This is a genomic window from Rhizobium binae (assembly GCF_017357225.1).
GTDB lineage: Bacteria > Pseudomonadota > Alphaproteobacteria > Rhizobiales > Rhizobiaceae > Rhizobium > Rhizobium binae.
The window spans coordinates 1,071,794-1,088,321 of sequence record NZ_CP071604.1 but is presented as its reverse complement, the minus strand read 5'-3'; the positions used below and the strand labels follow the sequence as shown (position 1 = coordinate 1,088,321).

The following is a 16,528-nucleotide window of genomic DNA, read 5'->3' as shown; positions in this document are numbered from 1 at the left end:
CAAATTAGGATCAAGCCCTTGAATTGGCAATGCTGCTCGTGTCGCGCCGCCACAGAAGTGCGTTGCAAATTTCTTCGCCGCCGGCCGATCGCGATCGGATAGGCCAAATTCGGGGATTATCCGACCGAGGCTTAGGAGAGAAACAGTGAGGTTTAACCGACGTTCGCCAAGCAGCTATCCATCCGCTCCGGATGCGAAAGCGCCTCGCTAGAACAGGATGATTTAAGGCCGGGTGGGCCTTAGATTTGAATCCTTAAACAGTTAGAGCATGATGTCGTCCGAAAATCGCTCACACTCATGCTCTAGAATCTGACGTCCAACCGGGCATTGGCGCTGTGGCGGTTGAGGCCATCGCCGAATTGTCCTCGGTACGACAGGGAAGCGGCCGCTGCCTCCGTCAGCTGCAATGTCACGGATCCGCCCGCAACGACGCTGTTTTCGGCATTGCGCAGCCCTTTCACGACGAAACTGCCGCCATTTTCGAATGCCAGAGCGGCGAGCGGCGTATCCTGATCGGCGATCCGTCTCCAGGCGACATCAAAACCAGTGGTGACACTCTTTCCGGCGATCGAAGCCTGTCGTTTCGTCCGTAGCCCCACAGTCGTCGCAAACAGATCTTCCCGTGCGCTCTCGCCCGAAAGGGAGGCTGCGCCGCCGTCCTCGTGGAAGTTGTCGCGCTGGCCGATTGCATAGTCCAATCTGCCGAACGGGGCCACAATCAGGTCACGGGAGAGGCCGAAATCGTATGACGCCTCCGAGAAAATCTGGGCGGTGCTGCCGTGATAACTTGCCGTCTGACTGTCGGAAAAAGCGTCAAAGGCGATGTCGCGGCGCGTTTCGATGTCGTGCCAGCTGTTCGACGCCCCGAATCTGACCTGCAGTCCGCCGAACCGCTGCGCGGCATAGAGGCCAAGATGCACGCTGTCGATATTGGCCGTGGAGCCGAGGTCGGGGATCTCGAAAGAGGATTGACCGACGCCTGCGAACACGCCGATCGAACGATCGTCGATCACCCAGTCGACGCCATAGAGCGCGCCGCCGCGCGCTGTCGTCGCGCTCGAGGCGTTTCCGTCACCCTTCAGCCAGGCGACATTGCCATAGGCGCTCGTCCATGCCTTGCCGCCGGTCGCAAACGCCTCGTCCAGCCGGTCATAAACCGCGTTGCGCACGTCATCGGCTTCGCTGAAAAGGCCATTTTGCAGCGATGCGTGGATTTCGCCGGAGAGCTGGTCGAATGCATCCCTTGCTTCTGCCCTGTCGCTATAAAGGATCGCATTGTAGAGCGCGAGGCTGCTGGAGCCGCTCGTCTGATCGAGGAAGTCGAGGCCATAAGCCGACTGTTGCTGATTATACGTGAGGGCGGCGCTCGGAAACAGAGAACCGGGGCTCAGCACGGTGCGCAGGGTCAGGGTTACGTCGGTGGCGGAATAGCTGAGGAAAGACTTCAGGAAGGCAGAATCGATCTCCAGATCGCCGAAGGTGCCCGAGACGGCGCCGGCAGAGACGATCGTGTAGGACTGGCCATTGACGTAGCTGACTGCGGGATCCCAAAGGATTGTCCGAACCTCGGCACCGTTCAGGAAGGCGGTACCGGTGACGTTCACCCTGTCGCTCAGCCCGGTGCTGCCGATCTCGACTTCGAACACGCTGCTTGGATCGAGGTTCAGATCTCCGGCGACCGTCAGGGTACCGATCGAATTTCCGGGAGCAAGGACGCTGTTTGCTGCAAGCGAGGTCCTGCCGACGCTGCCGGTTCCCTGAAGTCTTGCGCCGGAACCGACGTTGACTGCGCCAGCCAGGCTGCCATTGACCGACAGCGTGCCGTCAAGCACATCCGTGTCGCCGGTATAGCTGCTATTGCCGGTCAGGCGAAACAGGCCCGCGCCGGTCTTGACGAGACTGCCGTCGCCGGCGATCGACCCGGCGAAAGTGGTGGAACTGTCGTCGCCCCCGACGTTAAGCGTCGCCGCATTCGATAGGTTCACGTCTCCACCCGACGAGCCGCCGCCGGCGAGCGAGCCGATGGTCTCGGACGTCTCGACGTCGAGCCCGGTGGCAGCGAGGTCGGCAATGGTCACGCGGCCGTCGTCGGCCAATGCGTTGCCGTTCCGGAGGGATAGCCGCCCTTGCTCGACGTCCGTATCCCCCGACCGCGTATTATTGCCCGAAAGGGTCAGCGTGCCCGCGCCGGTCTTGCTCAGCCGTCCGGTGCCCGATACGCTGCCGGCAAATGTCACCGCATTGCCGCTCGTATTGACGGTGCCGCCGGCGCTTCCAATAACCACGCCGCGGGCGGCGGGAGACGAAACGGCTCCGAATGTCTGCAGCGTCGCGCCATCGAGGGTGAGCGTATTGGTCGCGCTGCCATCGCCGAGAGATGCGGATGAGGACACAAAGAGGGTTCCTCCCAGTACATTCATGGCTCCGGAAAAACTGTTGGGTCCAAATAGCCCAAAAGTGCCGGTGCCCGACTTTGTAACGGACCCGCTGCCGGATATGACTCCGCCGAACGATCCGCTCCCGCCGGAAGCGCCGAGGGATAGGCTTGCACTGCCGAGCAGAATGTCGCCGCCGCCGGATAGGCTCGCAACGGCCTGGTTGAAGCCGCCCATATCCAATTGGGTGCCGTTATTCATGAAGAGTCCAGAAGAGGTGGAAAGCGCATTGGCCGACATCAACTGCAATGTGCCGGCTGAGATGGTCGTTACACCTGTAAAGGACTGGCGGCTGCTGAGCGTGACGGTGCCGGTGCCGGCTTTGGTCAGACCGCCGTCACCCGATATCACACCGTCGAAGGTGGCCGAGCTGTTGTCGGCACCAACGGAAAGAACGGCATTGCCGGCGACGTCGACACTGCCACCACCGGTTAGTGCATCGACAGCTTCACTTGTCTTGATAGCCAGCGTCCCATCGACATTGATGTCCGCAAGACCCCCGAACACCTTGCCGCCATCGGCGCTTAGTGTCGCGCCGGAAAGCACGTCGATCGACAGGGCCCCTTGCGAGACGCCCGACCATAGGAAGTCCCCGGAAATCGTCAGCCCGCGGCTCGCGATGATGCCCCCGGAATAATTTCCGGATCCGATCGAGAGGCTTTCAGTCGTGCCGATCAGGCCTGCGCCGTACAGGCTGTTGAGCGAGGCGTCATACATTCTAAGGTCGAAGACCGATCCTGAGGACAAGCGAAGCGCATCGAGGGTTGAAAGATTTGCTGCGGTGGCGGCATCGATAATGTTTAGGGTCCGGTTGGCGGAGAGCGCGACTTCGCCGACGCCGAGGAACCTGCCCTGCCAGTTTCCGCCCCGGCTGAAGGTCACACTGTTTGCGCCGTCGATCGTTCCATTGAATGTGAAGTCTCGGATCTCAAGATTAGCATTGTCGAGGCGGATGGTGCCGCTGCCGGCAAGAGAGGCTATCCAATCGCTGTGCGTCCCGAGGTCGATGGTTGCGCCGGATGCAACAGTTGTCGTGGTGGCGCGGAGCAGTGCCCCTTGACCGTCCCCCGGGACCAGCAGCGTGCCGGAATCGACATACACGTCCTGGTTTGAGCCCGAGAAGAAGTTATCCGCAAGCGTGACGGTGCCGGTGTCGCCGGCGCCGCCGAAATGAAGTTCCGCGCCCCTCCCGGCCCGATAAAGCCTGAGATTCAGATCACTGCCGGCAATGGCGGAGAAACGCACAACGGCGCCGTCCATAATATCCATTTCCGGCACCAGGCTGACGGTTCCGGCTCCCACGGATCTGATCCATCCACCCGTCGACATGTCGACCTGATCCGTTCCCAACTCGCCGCCGTTGCTGATCTCGACATAGGAATCGAGCAAGGGATCGCTTTGCGCGGTAACGGCTGAAAGAAAGAGTGTAATAAAGGCGGAACCGGCAACGGCGAAGTGAACTGAGATACGGCCCTGTGCTTTCATCAAAATCAACTTTATTGAAGAAAAATAAACGCGAAGGCTGTATAAACCGCCTCCCGCCAATGGCAGAGTCTAAACTTTGCATTGATCAGTAAGCAGACGAAAGAAACATGAGCGAGACACGCCTCTATGCCGGAGTGAATGACTTCGCCGCGGACACTCTGTGGGTCGAGGCGGCCCGCTTGATGCGCCATCCCTCCTATAGCGTCGCGGTGCTGTCCTATTGCGAGGCAATGATTGCACGCGTGCCGAAGGTGTTGCCGGCGAACAAACTATTTGCCCAGAAGCAGCGCTATCTCGTCTCTTTCATTCTGATCTGCCTTCATGTTCAGTGGCTTCAGTCGCGCGGCCCGGCGCCGTCGCTTGCGCTTCTTCAACGGTCAACGCCCGGCAGCCCGCGCCAGATAGCTGCGTTTATCAGCGGATTGCGCGACCGCGGCCTCGTCACTGCAACATCGCTCGAGACCGACCGCCGAACGCAAGTCCTCAAACCCAGCCTGGAATTGATGCGGGAGATCGGCCAATCACCGCTTGCCATTCTGAGCGCCGCGGAAGTGGTCGCACCTCCCCTGCCGATCCGGACGGACGATCTTGCTGGGGATGAGACCCTGCTGGCGCACTGGCTGGCGCTTTCTGCCGAACGCTACACGGTGAAGGATGACCTGTTCGGCCCCTTTCCGATCATCGTCCGCCACAGCGAAAGAGACGCCGGCCACCTTGTATTTTGCGCCGTCATGGCCGCAGCCCTGCGCCAACGCCAAGGCGGAGGAATCGCCGGGAGCCTGACCTACCGGGCTCTTGCCGAGCGCTTCGACGTCTCTCGTCAGCATATCAGCAATATTCTCGACGAGGCGGCCGAGAAAGGCTGGTACTGCGTCTCTCCGGGTGGCGAGCTGGCGCTGATGCCCGACGATACGTTTCTTCAGTTCGAGACTTGGGTGGCCGGGCAGATGGCGCATTATCGCCGCCTTGTCTTGGCGATCGCCGGCAAAACGAGCGGTGCTGCGATACCCGCCGGCGCTATCGTCCAAAAGTCCGATGCCTTATCCGACTGAGGGCCCAAATCCGGAACAGACGGATAAAACCGTCGTTTGAAAACCAGCTGCCCGCTACGGCAGTCAATTTCAAACAACGGAGGAATTATCATGATGAAGGCAACACATCTGGCATTGGCGGCGGCTCTTCTGGCCGGCACGGCTGTTTCCGGTTTTGCGCAATCGTCGAGCACGGTCGGCACCGGCGGTTCGTCGGCCGGCGGCGGAACTGCGAGCAGCACCGTCGGTACTGGTGGCAGCTCTGCCGGCGGCACCTGCCCTGCCGGCACGACCAATTGCAATTCCGGCTCGTCCTCGACGCTCGGCACCGGCGGCTCGTCGGCTGGCGGCGGCACATCCAGCAGCTCCGTCGGCACCGGCGGTAGCGCCGCTGGTTCGGGGTCCGGCTCGGGCTCTGCTTCGACGCTCGGCACCGGTGGCTCATCGGCCGGCGGCGGCACGTCCAGCAGCTCGGTCGGAACCGGTGGCTCCGCTGCGGGTTCGGGCGATGCCAATTCGGCCTCGAGTGTTGGAACCGGCGCTTCGTCCGCTGACGGAGACAAGACCGGCAGCACCGTCGGCACCGGCAGCAGCGCCGCCGGCAGCTCGCACGACAACAAGGGCAAGAAGGGCTGCGCGCCCGGCCAGGTCAAGAAGGACGCCGCCGGCACCAAAGGCTGCTGACGATGTCGGCCGGCGCCTCCGTGGCGCCGGCCAAACCCCTTGGAGATGAAAGCAATGACCAGACTTCCGACAATCGCATTGACGGCGTCGCTTGTGGCGGTCGGCGGGCAGACCATGGCCGAGGAAATCAAGCTCGACGACGGAACGACGTGCACCGTCGTTCAGTCCCAGTCGGGCGACATGTCCACCACCGTCACCGCCGGTAACGGGCATGTGTCCTCGTCGACCACGACCGGGAGCGGTTCGGCCGGCTCTACCTCGTCATCGGCCTCCGCCGGCTCCTCGGCAAATTCGGGAAGCGTCGACAGCTATTCGACCGCCAGCGTTACCCGGCCCGACGGCACCGTCATCACCAAACGTTCCGATGGAACCTGTTCGGTGACGAAACCTGCGAAATAGGAGACGGCAATGAAACCTATCCACCTCATCGCAGCCGCCTCGATCGCGCTGCTTGCCTCGTCTTCGGCCGGCCTTGCGGAGGAATGCAATGCGGCCGGAACGGTCGGAACCGCCGGAAGCGCTTCGGCCGGAGGCACCTCGGCAGGCTCGGTCGGAACGGCCGGCGCCTGCCGCACCGATGGCGGCACGACCTCCTCGATCGGATCGGGGGGAAGTGCGGCCACCACCGACGGCAAGGCGCAAAGCAAGACGCACATCAACGACAATAATGGCGACAAGCTCAAGGCGCAGACCAAGGCCCAGGCGGTCGACAAGGGGACCTTCAGCAAGTCCCGCACCAAGACCAGCACCGATGGCGACGCGCTGCAGAGCACGACCCGCACCATGTCGCATGTTCCCGGCGAGAAGCCCGTCAAGAATACGACCCGCAGCAAGATCATCCTGCCGGAACAACAGTAATTAACCAGGGCTCGCCATGCATGAACGATGGCGGGCCCCTTCCCTTCAGCGATCGCATCACCGGCATGCCGCCAGGCAGCCGGTCGCCTGCCGCATCGCAGCCATGCTTGAGATCAGGTTGAGCTTTGGCCGGCCATCGTGTAAAGCCGCAACGCCCCCTGACAAGACCCAGATTTCCAGCAAGGCGTGAACATATGGACGGCTTCGATCTCATCATCTTCGATTGCGACGGCGTTCTCGTCGATTCCGAAGTCATCGCCGCGGAAGTGGAATCCGCGCTGTTGACGGAAGCCGGATATCCGATCGGCGCCGAGGAAATGGGCGAACGTTTCGCCGGCATGACGTGGCACAATATCCTGCTGCAGATCGAGCGCGAGGCGAGCATCCCGCTGTCGGCCTCGCTGCTTGATAAGTCGGAGCAGTTGCTCGACATCAGGCTGGCAAATGACGTCAAGGCCATATCGGGCGTCGAATTCGCCGTTTCCAGACTGACGATGAAGCGCTGCATCTGCTCGAATTCGAGCACGAAGCGGCTCGACATGATGCTCACCAAGGTAGGTCTGAAGCCGCTGTTTTCGCCCAACATCTTCTCCGCCAAGGAGCTCGGCCCCGACCGCGTCAAGCCGAAGCCCGACATCTTCCTGCACGGCGCAAGCCGGATGGGTATCTCGCCCGACAGGACTGTCGTGGTCGAGGATTCCGTGCACGGCGTGCATGCGGCGCGCGCCGCCGGCATGCGCGTCATCGGCTTTACCGGCGCCTCGCACAGCTATCCCGCCCATGCCGACAAGCTGACGGATGCCGGCGCCGAAACGGTGATCTCCCGGATGAACGACCTGCCGGGCGTCGTCGCCGCGCTGGCTGCCTGGGAAGGCGTGCTTTAAGACCTGGGCCATTCGCGCGGCTGCTGAGCCCGACGCGCTCCCGGCACCACCTCTCCTCCGTCATCCCAGGGCTTGACCCTGGGATCCATGCTGCTGGCGCCGCGTGAAGAGGCACGGCATCCGGCAGGGACATTTGTGAAGCCGAGTGCTTGGTCGTGAATTCCCAGGGTCAAGCCCAGGGGATGACGGAGTGGGGTTGGCGCTCTCGCCAATGCACGGCGCCGCGGCTTGAGGACCGCCGCTTTTGCCGTCGCTTCATCGCGGCTGCGAAGCCGCCGCGCCATTACGCCCGCGGGTAAGCGCCCGGATAGCCGCGCGCCAGACCGCGTCTTGCCGAAATATCAGCTGTTCTTCTTGCTCTTGGCCGTCTGGGTGTCGAAGCCGACGTTGACCCGCACCAGCGCGCCGGCGCCGGCCGGCATCTTGATGCCTTCCTTGCGGAAGATGACCTGCGTGCCCGGTGCACCCGCCGGAATTTCGGTCGGGAACTTGGTGACCTCGGAATAGAGCACGTTCTGACCATCGAGGATGGTGACGCGGATCGGCAGCGTCACCGGGCCGGGGTTGCCGGCCGGGCCGGTGATGAGCCGCAACTGGGCGACGACGGTCATCGTCAGACTCGTGTCGTTCAACGTGCACTGGCGGGTGTAATCGCCGAAGGAGGCCTGGAAGACGATCTGCTGCGGATCATCCTTCTTGCCCTTGGCATAGGTGCGGAAGATCGCATCCTCGTCGCGCAGGAAGATCTGCGGGCAGGCGCCCTGGACGACCGGGGCGACGGTCCCCTGCGCCGTCTTGGCCGTGCCGATCGAGGGGTTGTTCGATGATGGATTGGCCGGCGCCAGCGGCATGATCTGGGCCGTGCCGTTCGGCTGGGTTGGCGCCGCCTCAGGCTTGTTGTCGCCGCCGATGCCGAGCGAGTTGCAGCCGGCAAGAAGGGCAACGAAAGAAGTGGAGATGATAAGACGCGAGACCTTGCCGAGCACTATGTTCCACCCTTTGCACAAGCGTTTCTTGGAGGCCTCAGTCTTTTTCACGAGGCCTTTCACGACGGTTTGCGATGGTCTATATCAGCGGCGCAAACAAAAATCGATTGGGTACGCGCCGTTTTGATGCACTTTTCGCCGCCGGATGCGGGCAACTTCAACAAGATAACGGCAATGGTGTGGCCTGAAGGCAGCCCCTTGCCGGTTTCCGGCGGAGCGGGCCCCGGCTCGGCCCGGCCAAATTTCTTCCAGCGATAGATCAAGGATGACCAACGTGGATTATATCTCGACCCGCGGCGAGGCCCCTGCCCTCGGCTTTTGCGACGCCCTGCTGACGGGACTGGCGCGCGATGGCGGGCTCTATGTTCCCCGTGAGTGGCCGCAGTTTTCGAAGAAAGAGATCCGCGCGCTCAGGGGCAAGACCTATCAGGAGATCGCCTTCACCATTCTGTCGCCCTTCACCAACGGCGAAATCCCTGCGGCGACCTTCCGGGCGATGATCGACGAGGCTTATGCCACCTTCCGCCATCCGGCGATCGCGCCGCTCGTCCAGACCGGGCCGAACAGCTTCGTCATGGAGCTCTTCCACGGCACGACGCTCGCCTTCAAGGACGTGGCGATGCAACTGCTCGCCAGGCTGATGGATTATGCGCTGGAAAAGCGAGGCGAACGGGCGACGATCGTCGGCGCCACCTCGGGCGATACCGGCGGGGCGGCGATCGACGCTTTCGCCGGCCGCGAGCGCACCGACATCTTCATCCTCTTCCCGCACGGCAAGGTCTCGCCGGTGCAGCAGCGGCAGATGACGACCTCGACGGCCGCCAATGTGCATGCGCTCGCCGTCGAAGGCAATTTCGACGACTGCCAGAATCTCGTCAAGGCGATGTTCAACGACGCGGCATTCCGCGACAGGGTCAGCCTGTCGGGCGTCAACTCGATCAACTGGGCGCGCATCATGGCCCAGATCGTCTATTATTTCACCACGGCGGTGGCGCTCGGCGGGCCGGACCGGAAGATCTCCTTCACCGTGCCGACCGGCAATTTCGGCGATATCTTCGCCGGCTACTGCGCCAAGCGCATGGGCCTGCCGATCGACCGGCTGGTCATCGCCACCAACGAGAACGACATTCTCACGCGCACGCTGAAGACCGGCCGCTACGACATGAAGGCGGTCAAGGCGACGAGCTCGCCGTCGATGGACATCCAGATCTCCTCGAATTTCGAACGGCTGCTGTTCGAAGCCTATGGGCGCGATGCCTCGAAGGTGCGCGCGGCCATGGAAAGCCTCAAGCAATCCAATGGTTTCGAGATCGGCGGGCAAGCGCTGAAGGCTATCCGCCGCGACTTCCGGGCCGGGCGCGCCAGCGAAAAGCAGGTCGCCGAGACGATCCGCAAGACCTATGCGCAAACCGGCTATCTCCTCGATCCGCATTCGGCGATCGGCGTCTTCGTCGCAGCCAAGAAGGAAAAGCAGAATACGCCGATGGTGACGCTTGCGACTGCACATCCGGCGAAATTTCCGGTTGCCGTAAAATCGGCCTGCGGTATTGACCCGGCGCTTCCGACGTGGCTTGCTGATCTGATGCAAAGGGAGGAGCGTTTCCAGATCATCGCACCGGAGCTGAAAGCCGTTGAAACCTTTATCGGCAAACACGCCCGCGGCAAGACGACGGCAGGCGCAGAAAGATAGCCAATGACAGTTGAGTGCACCCGGCTGAAATCCGGGCTGACAGTAGTCACAGAAACCATGCCGCACCTTGAAAGCGTTGCGCTCGGTGTCTGGATCAAATCGGGATCGCGCAACGAGACGGAAGACGAGCACGGCATCGCCCACCTGCTCGAACACATGGCCTTCAAGGGCACGGCGCGCCGCAGCGCCCGTGAGATCGCCGAGGAGATCGAGGATGTGGGCGGCGAAGTCAACGCCGCCACCTCGACCGAGACGACCTCCTATTATGCTCGCGTGCTGAAGGATCATGTGCCCCTCGCCGTCGATATCCTCGCCGACATCCTGACGGAATCGGCCTTTGAGGAGGAGGAACTGGAGCGCGAGAAGCAGGTGATCCTGCAGGAGATCAACGCCGCCAACGACACGCCCGACGACGTGGTGTTCGACCGCTTCTCCGAGGCCGCCTATCGCGACCAGACGCTCGGCCGGGCAATCCTCGGCACGCCGCAGACCGTCGTTTCCTTCACGCCGCAGCAGATCCGCACCTATCTCGGCCGGAACTACACGACCGACCGGATGTTCGTGGTGGCGACCGGCGCCGTCGATCATGAAGAATTCCTGCGCATGGTCGAGGATCGCTTCGCCAGCCTGCCGACTTCGCCATCCGCCCCGCCGGTCATGGAAGCGGCGCGCTATATCGGCGGAAGCGTGCGCGAACCGCGCGACCTGATGGATGCGCAGATCCTGCTCGGCTTCGAGGGCAAGCCCTACCACGCCCGCGATTTCTACTGCTCGCAGATCCTCGCCAATATCCTCGGCGGCGGCATGTCCTCGCGGCTGTTCCAGGAAGTGCGCGAATTCCGCGGCCTCTGTTATTCCGTCTATGCCTTCCATTGGGGTTTTTCAGACACCGGCATCTTCGGCATTCATGCCGCGACCGGCGGCGAAAACCTGCCGGAGCTGGTGCCCGTGATCGTCGACGAACTGCACAAATCTGCCAACGAGATCCACCAGAAAGAAATCGAGCGCGCCCGCGCCCAAATCCGCGCCCAGCTGCTGATGGGCCAGGAAAGTCCGGCTGCCCGCGCCGGCCAGATCGCGAGGCAGATGATGCTCTACGGCCGGCCGATCTCCAATCCGGAGATGATGGAACGGCTGGAAGGCATCACCATCGAGCGCCTGACCGATCTCGCCGGCCGGCTGTTCTACGACACGGTGCCGACACTTTCGGCGATCGGGCCGCTGGAACAGCTCGCGCCGATGGAAGACATCATCGCCTCGCTTTCGGTACCGGCGCCGAAGACGATGCAGGCCAGCTGAGCCGACGTCCGTCTGCCGGGAGTGATCGATGCCAAAATCGGTGTTTCGGTTCCTGTCGCGGCAGCCGGATGCGGTCGAGCTGGAAAACGACAAGTACCTCTTACGCCTGCCGCGCTACCAGGATTTCAACCAGTGGCACCGGCTGCGGTCCGAAAGCCGCAGGTTCCTCGAACCCTGGGAGCCGACCTGGCGGCGCGACGAGTTGACGGAGGGCGCCTACCGCGCCCGCGTCATCCGCGGCAAGCAGGAATATGCCTCCGGCCAGGCGATTCCGCTGTTCATTTTCCTCAAGGAGAACCGCACCCTCGTCGGCGGCATCACCATCGGCTATATCAGGCGGGGTGCGGCACAAAGCTGCATGATCGGCTACTGGATGGGCGAACGCCATGCCGGCCAGGGGCATATGTTCGCCGCCCTTCAAATGGTTATTCCTTATATCTTCACCGGGCTTGAGTTGCACCGTATCGAAGCAGCCTGTATTCCAGATAACGCGCGCAGCATGCGTCTGCTTGAAAAGGCCGGGTTTCAGCGGGAAGGCTATCTGCGCGGATATTTGAAGATCAACGGTCAGTGGCACGATCATGTGATGTTTTCACGGCTCGCCACCGATACGGATAAAGGCAGGATAACCGACAGCCGATGACCAGAGACCGCATGCTGCCCAAGTCACCGTCCGGACGAGTGATCGCGGTGATCGCAGCCCTTTTCCTGGCGGCCTTCGCCCTTTCGGCGGGTCTTGCCCGGGCGGCCGAACCGGTGAAGATTTCCCGTGACGATACGGCGCTCGACCTCACCGCGACCACCGAGATCTACGCCAACCAGGGCGAGGCCTTCCAGGTTTCGACGGCCGCCGGCGCCGACGGCATCCGCCGGCGCATCGAGGTCCGGGCGAGCTCGGAAAACCATCAGGGCGACTGGGCGGTGTTTGCCCTTGCCAATGTCTCGGAGGAGCAGCTGGAGCGTGTCATCGTCGCGCCGCATTTCCGCCTGGTCAATTCCAAGCTGTTCTGGCCGGATCTCGGCTCGCAGCGCATCATGGCGATCACGCCGAGCGAAGGGTTTGCGCTCGACCGGCAACCGAGCGACGAGGCCGACGTCTTCCGCATCACGCTGAACCCCGGCGCCGTCATCACCTTCGTCGCCGAGCTGTCGACGCCGGAGCTGCCGCAGATCTATCTCTGGGAGCCGAACGCCTACAAGGATACGATCAACGCCTTCACGCTCTATCGCGGCATCGTGCTCGGCATTGCCGGCCTGCTCGCCGTGTTTCTGACCATCCTCTTCGTCGTCAAGGGCACCTCGATGCTGCCGGCGACGGCGGCACTCGCCTGGGCGGTGCTCGGCTATATCTGCGTCGACTTCGGCTTTCTCGGCAAGCTGATCAGCGTCGCCTCGGCCGACCAGCGAATATGGCGCGCCTGCGCTGAAGTGGCGCTGGCCTCGAGTTTCGTCATCTTCCTCTTCACCTATCTGAACCTCAATCGCTGGCATGCGCATCTCGGTTACGCCACGCTCGCCTGGGTGCTCGGCCTTGCCCTGCTTTTCGGCGTGGCGATCTACGATCCGTCGATCGCCGCCGGCATCGCCAGGCTGTCCTTCGCCCTGACGGCGGCGACGGGCCTGCTGTTGATCATCTATCTCGGCTTCAACCGCTACGACCGCGCCATCCTGCTGGTGCCGGCCTGGGCGCTGACGCTCGTCTGGCTGTTCGGGGCGTGGCTGACGGTCACAGGCCGGCTCGACAACGACATCATCCAGCCGGCGCTCGGCGGCGGCCTCGTGCTGATCGTGCTGCTGATCGGCTTCACCGTCATGCAGCACGCCTTTGCCGGCGGCGCTTTCCAGCAGGGGCTGTTTTCCGATCTCGAGCGGCAATCGCTGGCGCTGACCGGCTCCGGCGACATGGTGTGGGACTGGGACGTGGCGCGCGACCGCGTCGTCACCATCCCCGACGTCTCGGTCAAGCTCGGCCTCTCGCCCGGCGCCATGCACGGGGCGGCGCGCAACTGGCTGCCGCGGCTGCACCCTGACGACCGCGACCGCTTCCGCGCCACGCTCGACGTGCTGCTCGAACACCGGCGCGGCCGGCTCAATCATGAATTCCGCATCCGCGCCGAGGACGGGCATTTCCACTGGCTGCTGATCCGCGCCCGGCCGGTGCTCGGCTCCAACGGCGAAATCATCCGCTGCGTCGGCACCATCGTCGACGTCACCGAGCAGAAGAATTCCGTCGAGCGGCTGCTGCAGGATGCGCTGCACGACAATCTGACCGGCCTGCCGAACCGGCAGGTCTTCCTCGACCGGCTGCAGGCGGTGCTGGCGCTGGCGCCCGGCGGCGAGACGCTGCGCCCGACGGTGATGGTGATCGATATCGACCGCTACAAGCTGGTCAATGATGCGCTCGGCGTTGCGGCCGGCGACAACATTCTCATCGCCCTGACCCGGCGCCTGCGCCGCCTGATGAAGCCGCAGGACACGCTGGCACGGCTTGCCGGCGACCAGTTCGGGCTGATCCTGGTGTCCGAGCACAATCCGGCCAAGGTCGCCGATTTCGCCGATGCGGTCAGCAAGGCGATCATGGTGCCGATCAACTTTTCCAACCGCGAGGTCATTCTGACGGCGTCGATCGGGCTCGCCTCCTGGGTGGACCGGCAGGAGAGCGCCAGCGGCCTGCTCAGCGACGCCGAGCTTGCCATGTACCGGGCGAAGCGGGCCGGCGGCAACCGCGTCGAGCCGTTCCAGCCGGCCTTCCGCGATTTCGGCACCGACCGGCTGCAGATCGAGACCGATCTGCGCCGCGCCATCGAACGCAGGGAATTGTCGATGGTCTACCAGCCGATCGCCCGGCTGGAAGATGTCGAGGTCGCCGGCTTCGAGGCGCTGATGCGCTGGGAGCATCCGAAGCGCGGCAATATCCCGCCGTCGGAATTCATTCCGATCGCCGAGGCCTCCGATCTCATCGGCCCGCTCGGCATGTTCGCGCTGGAACAGGCGACCAACGATCTGATGAGCTGGCAGAACCAGACCGGCGAACTGCCGATCTTCGTGTCGATCAACCTGTCGAGCGTGCAGCTGCTCAACAACGAGCTCTATGACGACGTGCGTTCGGTTCTCGCCAAGACCCATTGCGCGCCCTCGCGGCTCAAGCTGGAACTGACGGAATCCATGGTGATGGAAAATCCGGAACAGGCCCGCCTGGTGCTGCAGAAGCTGAAGGAGTCCGGCATCGGCCTGGCGCTCGACGATTTCGGCACCGGCTATTCGTCGCTTGCCTATCTCACCCGCTTCCCCTTCGACACTATCAAGCTCGACAAGGCGTTGGTGCGCGACAGCAGCGACAAGAAGGCGACCGTGCTCCGCTCGGTGATATCAATGGCGCGCGAGCTCGAGATGAAGGTGGTGGCCGAGGGCATCGAATCCAACGAGGATGCGATCGAACTCGCCAAGATGGGCTGCAGCTACGGCCAGAGCTATCTGTTCGGCCCGCCGATGCCGTCGGACTCGGTGCTGCGGCTGCTTCGCGACCGGTTTCCGCTGACGAAACGGGCCTAAGCGGAGGCGACCGACTTTACCGGTTTCCCGCGTCCGGCGCGCGCTCCGCACCCTTGAACGGCCGTTGACCAATGAGCGCTGATGTGCGCCTCTCTCTTATTGCACAAGGATAATTCGATGCTCAAGTTTCTGCTCGCCCTTTCGGTCAGCGCCCTTCTCGTCGCGCCGGTTCAGGCCACCGACATCTATCCCGTCACCAAAGCCTGCACACCGGGGAAGGCGCATTGCGAGCGGTGGTCCGAAGAGTTCAAGAAGGCGCTGGCGCTGGCGCAGAAGGGGGATCATGCCGGACAGCAGACCGTGGCCTTCTGCCTGTCTACCGGCTGCCACGGCGCCATCGCCGTCGACAGGGTCGCCTCCTGCAGCTGGCACCTCGTGATTCTCGATTCCGGCGCCGCGACAGTGCTCGACCGCTCCAACCTCCGAAACACCTGCCGGCCGATGACGCCGGCACAGAAGGATGAAGCCCGCGCTCTTGCGGGCGAATTGGTCCGCAAGATCTACCAGCGCGAGCTGGCGCCGGGCGATCAGATGTAACTTCTCCTGCCGGCAGCCTGCGTGAAAATAAATCCCATTGCCCTGCCGGCTTTCGCGGCTATGCTGCCGACACAAAATCGGGAGGACCACCATGATCCTGCACTGCGTATTCCTGCGGTTGAAAGCGGCAATGACGAATGATGAGAAGCAGGCGCTTTTCGACGCCATCGTTGCGCTGAAGCAGGTCGTTCCCGGCATCGTGGACATCAAATACGGGCCGAATGTTTCGCCCGAAGGGCTGCATGGCGGCTTCGTTGACGGTTTTGCCGTGACCTTCGACAGTGCCGAGGCCCGCGACGCCTATCTCGTCCATCCCGACCACGTGGTCGTCGGCGAGCGCATCGTCTCCTCGACGGACGGAGGCCTCGCCGGGATCCTGGTCTTCGACCTCAAGCTGTGAGAGCGGGCAAGCCGGTGTGCCCCAACGTTCACCGGTTCTCCGGCAGATTTAGCGAAAGGTTGATGTGAGATGCAGAGTACCGCTCTTGGGCGCGTAGTCATGATCGTCGCACTCGCAAATCTTGGCTATTTCGGGATCGAGTTCGCGGTTGCGCTGTCGATCGGGTCGGTCTCGCTATTTGCCGATTCGGTCGATTTCCTCGAAGACGCCTCGGTCAATCTGCTGATACTCATGGCGCTCGGCTGGTCTGCGCGGTCGCGCGCACGCACCGGCATCGCGCTTGCCGTGATCCTGCTTGCGCCGGGCATCGCCACGCTCTGGACCGCCTCGCAGAAATTCACCCTGCCAGTCGCGCCCGAGCCCTTCGCGCTTTCCCTCACCGGCTTCGGGGCGCTTATCGTCAATCTGAGCTGCGCCCTGTTGCTCGCCCGCTTCCGCCGTCATGGCGGAAGCCTGACGAAAGCGGCCTTCCTGTCGGCCCGCAACGATGCAATCGCCAATATCGCGATCGTCGGCGCGGGACTGATCACAGCCTTTCTCTGGAGCTCGGCATGGCCCGACCTGATCGTCGGGCTCGCCATCGCAGCCATGAATCTCGACTCGGCCCGGGAGGTCTGGACCGCTGCCCGCCAGGAGCATCTGACCGCACCCTGATTCCGGCGATATCGCCCGCGCCTTCGGCGAAGG

At 63.0% G+C, this 16,528-nt stretch carries 15 protein-coding genes; 12 read left to right on the top strand and 3 right to left on the bottom strand.

Annotation, left to right across the window (positions count from 1 at the left end; genetic code table 11):
* Positions 1–302 precede the first annotated feature (302 nt).
* The gene (locus J2J99_RS05190) at positions 303–3,920 is read right to left on the bottom strand and encodes an autotransporter domain-containing protein (RefSeq protein WP_168301863.1); all 3,618 of its coding nucleotides are present in this window, start codon (positions 3,918–3,920) and stop codon (positions 303–305) included.
* 107 nt (positions 3,921–4,027) lie between these two features.
* Between J2J99_RS05190 and J2J99_RS05185 the strand changes: the two genes are divergently transcribed.
* The 5 genes from J2J99_RS05185 (at position 4,028) to J2J99_RS05165 (ending at position 7,377) form a co-directional block, all read left to right on the top strand.
* On the top strand, positions 4,028–4,972 hold the full coding sequence (locus J2J99_RS05185; RefSeq protein ID WP_168301864.1) for a MarR family transcriptional regulator: 945 nt from the start codon (positions 4,028–4,030) through the stop codon (positions 4,970–4,972).
* A gap of 90 nt (positions 4,973–5,062) precedes the next feature.
* Entirely contained in the window at positions 5,063–5,635 is a 573-nt protein-coding gene (locus J2J99_RS05180) for a hypothetical protein (protein ID WP_168301865.1), read from the top strand.
* A gap of 54 nt (positions 5,636–5,689) precedes the next feature.
* Positions 5,690–6,034 carry a hypothetical protein gene (locus J2J99_RS05175; protein WP_168301866.1) on the top strand — a complete coding sequence of 115 codons (345 nt, stop codon included), beginning with the start codon at positions 5,690–5,692 and terminating at the stop codon, positions 6,032–6,034.
* A gap of 9 nt (positions 6,035–6,043) precedes the next feature.
* On the top strand, positions 6,044–6,493 hold the full coding sequence (locus J2J99_RS05170) for a hypothetical protein (protein ID WP_168301867.1): 450 nt from the start codon (positions 6,044–6,046) through the stop codon (positions 6,491–6,493).
* Positions 6,494–6,687: 194 nt separating this feature from the next.
* On the top strand, positions 6,688–7,377 hold the full coding sequence (locus J2J99_RS05165) for an HAD family hydrolase (RefSeq protein ID WP_168301868.1): 690 nt from the start codon (positions 6,688–6,690) through the stop codon (positions 7,375–7,377).
* 341 nt (positions 7,378–7,718) lie between these two features.
* Here the strand turns inward: J2J99_RS05165 and J2J99_RS05160 are convergent, their stop codons facing one another.
* Both J2J99_RS05160 and J2J99_RS05155 read right to left on the bottom strand, forming a co-directional pair.
* Positions 7,719–8,366 (bottom strand): hypothetical protein, encoded by a 648-nt coding sequence (locus J2J99_RS05160; RefSeq protein ID WP_207600968.1) that lies wholly within the window; start codon positions 8,364–8,366, stop codon positions 7,719–7,721.
* Positions 8,367–8,422: 56 nt separating this feature from the next.
* A complete protein-coding gene (locus J2J99_RS05155; protein ID WP_168301869.1) occupies positions 8,423–8,626 on the bottom strand; it encodes a hypothetical protein in 204 nt (67 codons plus the stop codon).
* A gap of 2 nt (positions 8,627–8,628) precedes the next feature.
* Between J2J99_RS05155 and thrC the strand changes: the two genes are divergently transcribed.
* From thrC to J2J99_RS05120, 7 genes are all read left to right on the top strand, one after another.
* Positions 8,629–10,053: a threonine synthase gene (thrC, locus tag J2J99_RS05150; RefSeq protein ID WP_168301870.1), complete on the top strand. Its 1,425-nt coding sequence runs from the start codon at positions 8,629–8,631 to the stop codon at positions 10,051–10,053.
* A gap of 3 nt (positions 10,054–10,056) precedes the next feature.
* On the top strand, positions 10,057–11,352 hold the full coding sequence (locus J2J99_RS05145) for a M16 family metallopeptidase (protein WP_168301871.1): 1,296 nt from the start codon (positions 10,057–10,059) through the stop codon (positions 11,350–11,352).
* Positions 11,353–11,380: 28 nt separating this feature from the next.
* Positions 11,381–11,995: a GNAT family N-acetyltransferase gene (locus tag J2J99_RS05140; protein ID WP_168301872.1), complete on the top strand. Its 615-nt coding sequence runs from the start codon at positions 11,381–11,383 to the stop codon at positions 11,993–11,995.
* Complete coding sequence (locus J2J99_RS05135; protein WP_207600949.1) at positions 11,992–14,904, top strand: sensor domain-containing phosphodiesterase; 2,913 nt, start codon at positions 11,992–11,994, stop codon at positions 14,902–14,904. Before J2J99_RS05140 ends, J2J99_RS05135 begins: the two co-directional genes overlap by 4 nt.
* A 117-nt stretch (positions 14,905–15,021) precedes the next feature.
* A complete protein-coding gene (locus J2J99_RS05130) occupies positions 15,022–15,441 on the top strand; it encodes a hypothetical protein (protein ID WP_168302317.1) in 420 nt (139 codons plus the stop codon).
* A 91-nt stretch (positions 15,442–15,532) separates the two neighbouring features.
* Entirely contained in the window at positions 15,533–15,841 is a 309-nt protein-coding gene (locus J2J99_RS05125; RefSeq protein WP_168302318.1) for a Dabb family protein, read from the top strand.
* Positions 15,842–15,910: 69 nt separating this feature from the next.
* A complete protein-coding gene (locus J2J99_RS05120) occupies positions 15,911–16,495 on the top strand; it encodes a cation efflux transmembrane domain-containing protein (protein WP_168302319.1) in 585 nt (194 codons plus the stop codon).
* Positions 16,496–16,528: the final 33 nt, after the last annotated feature.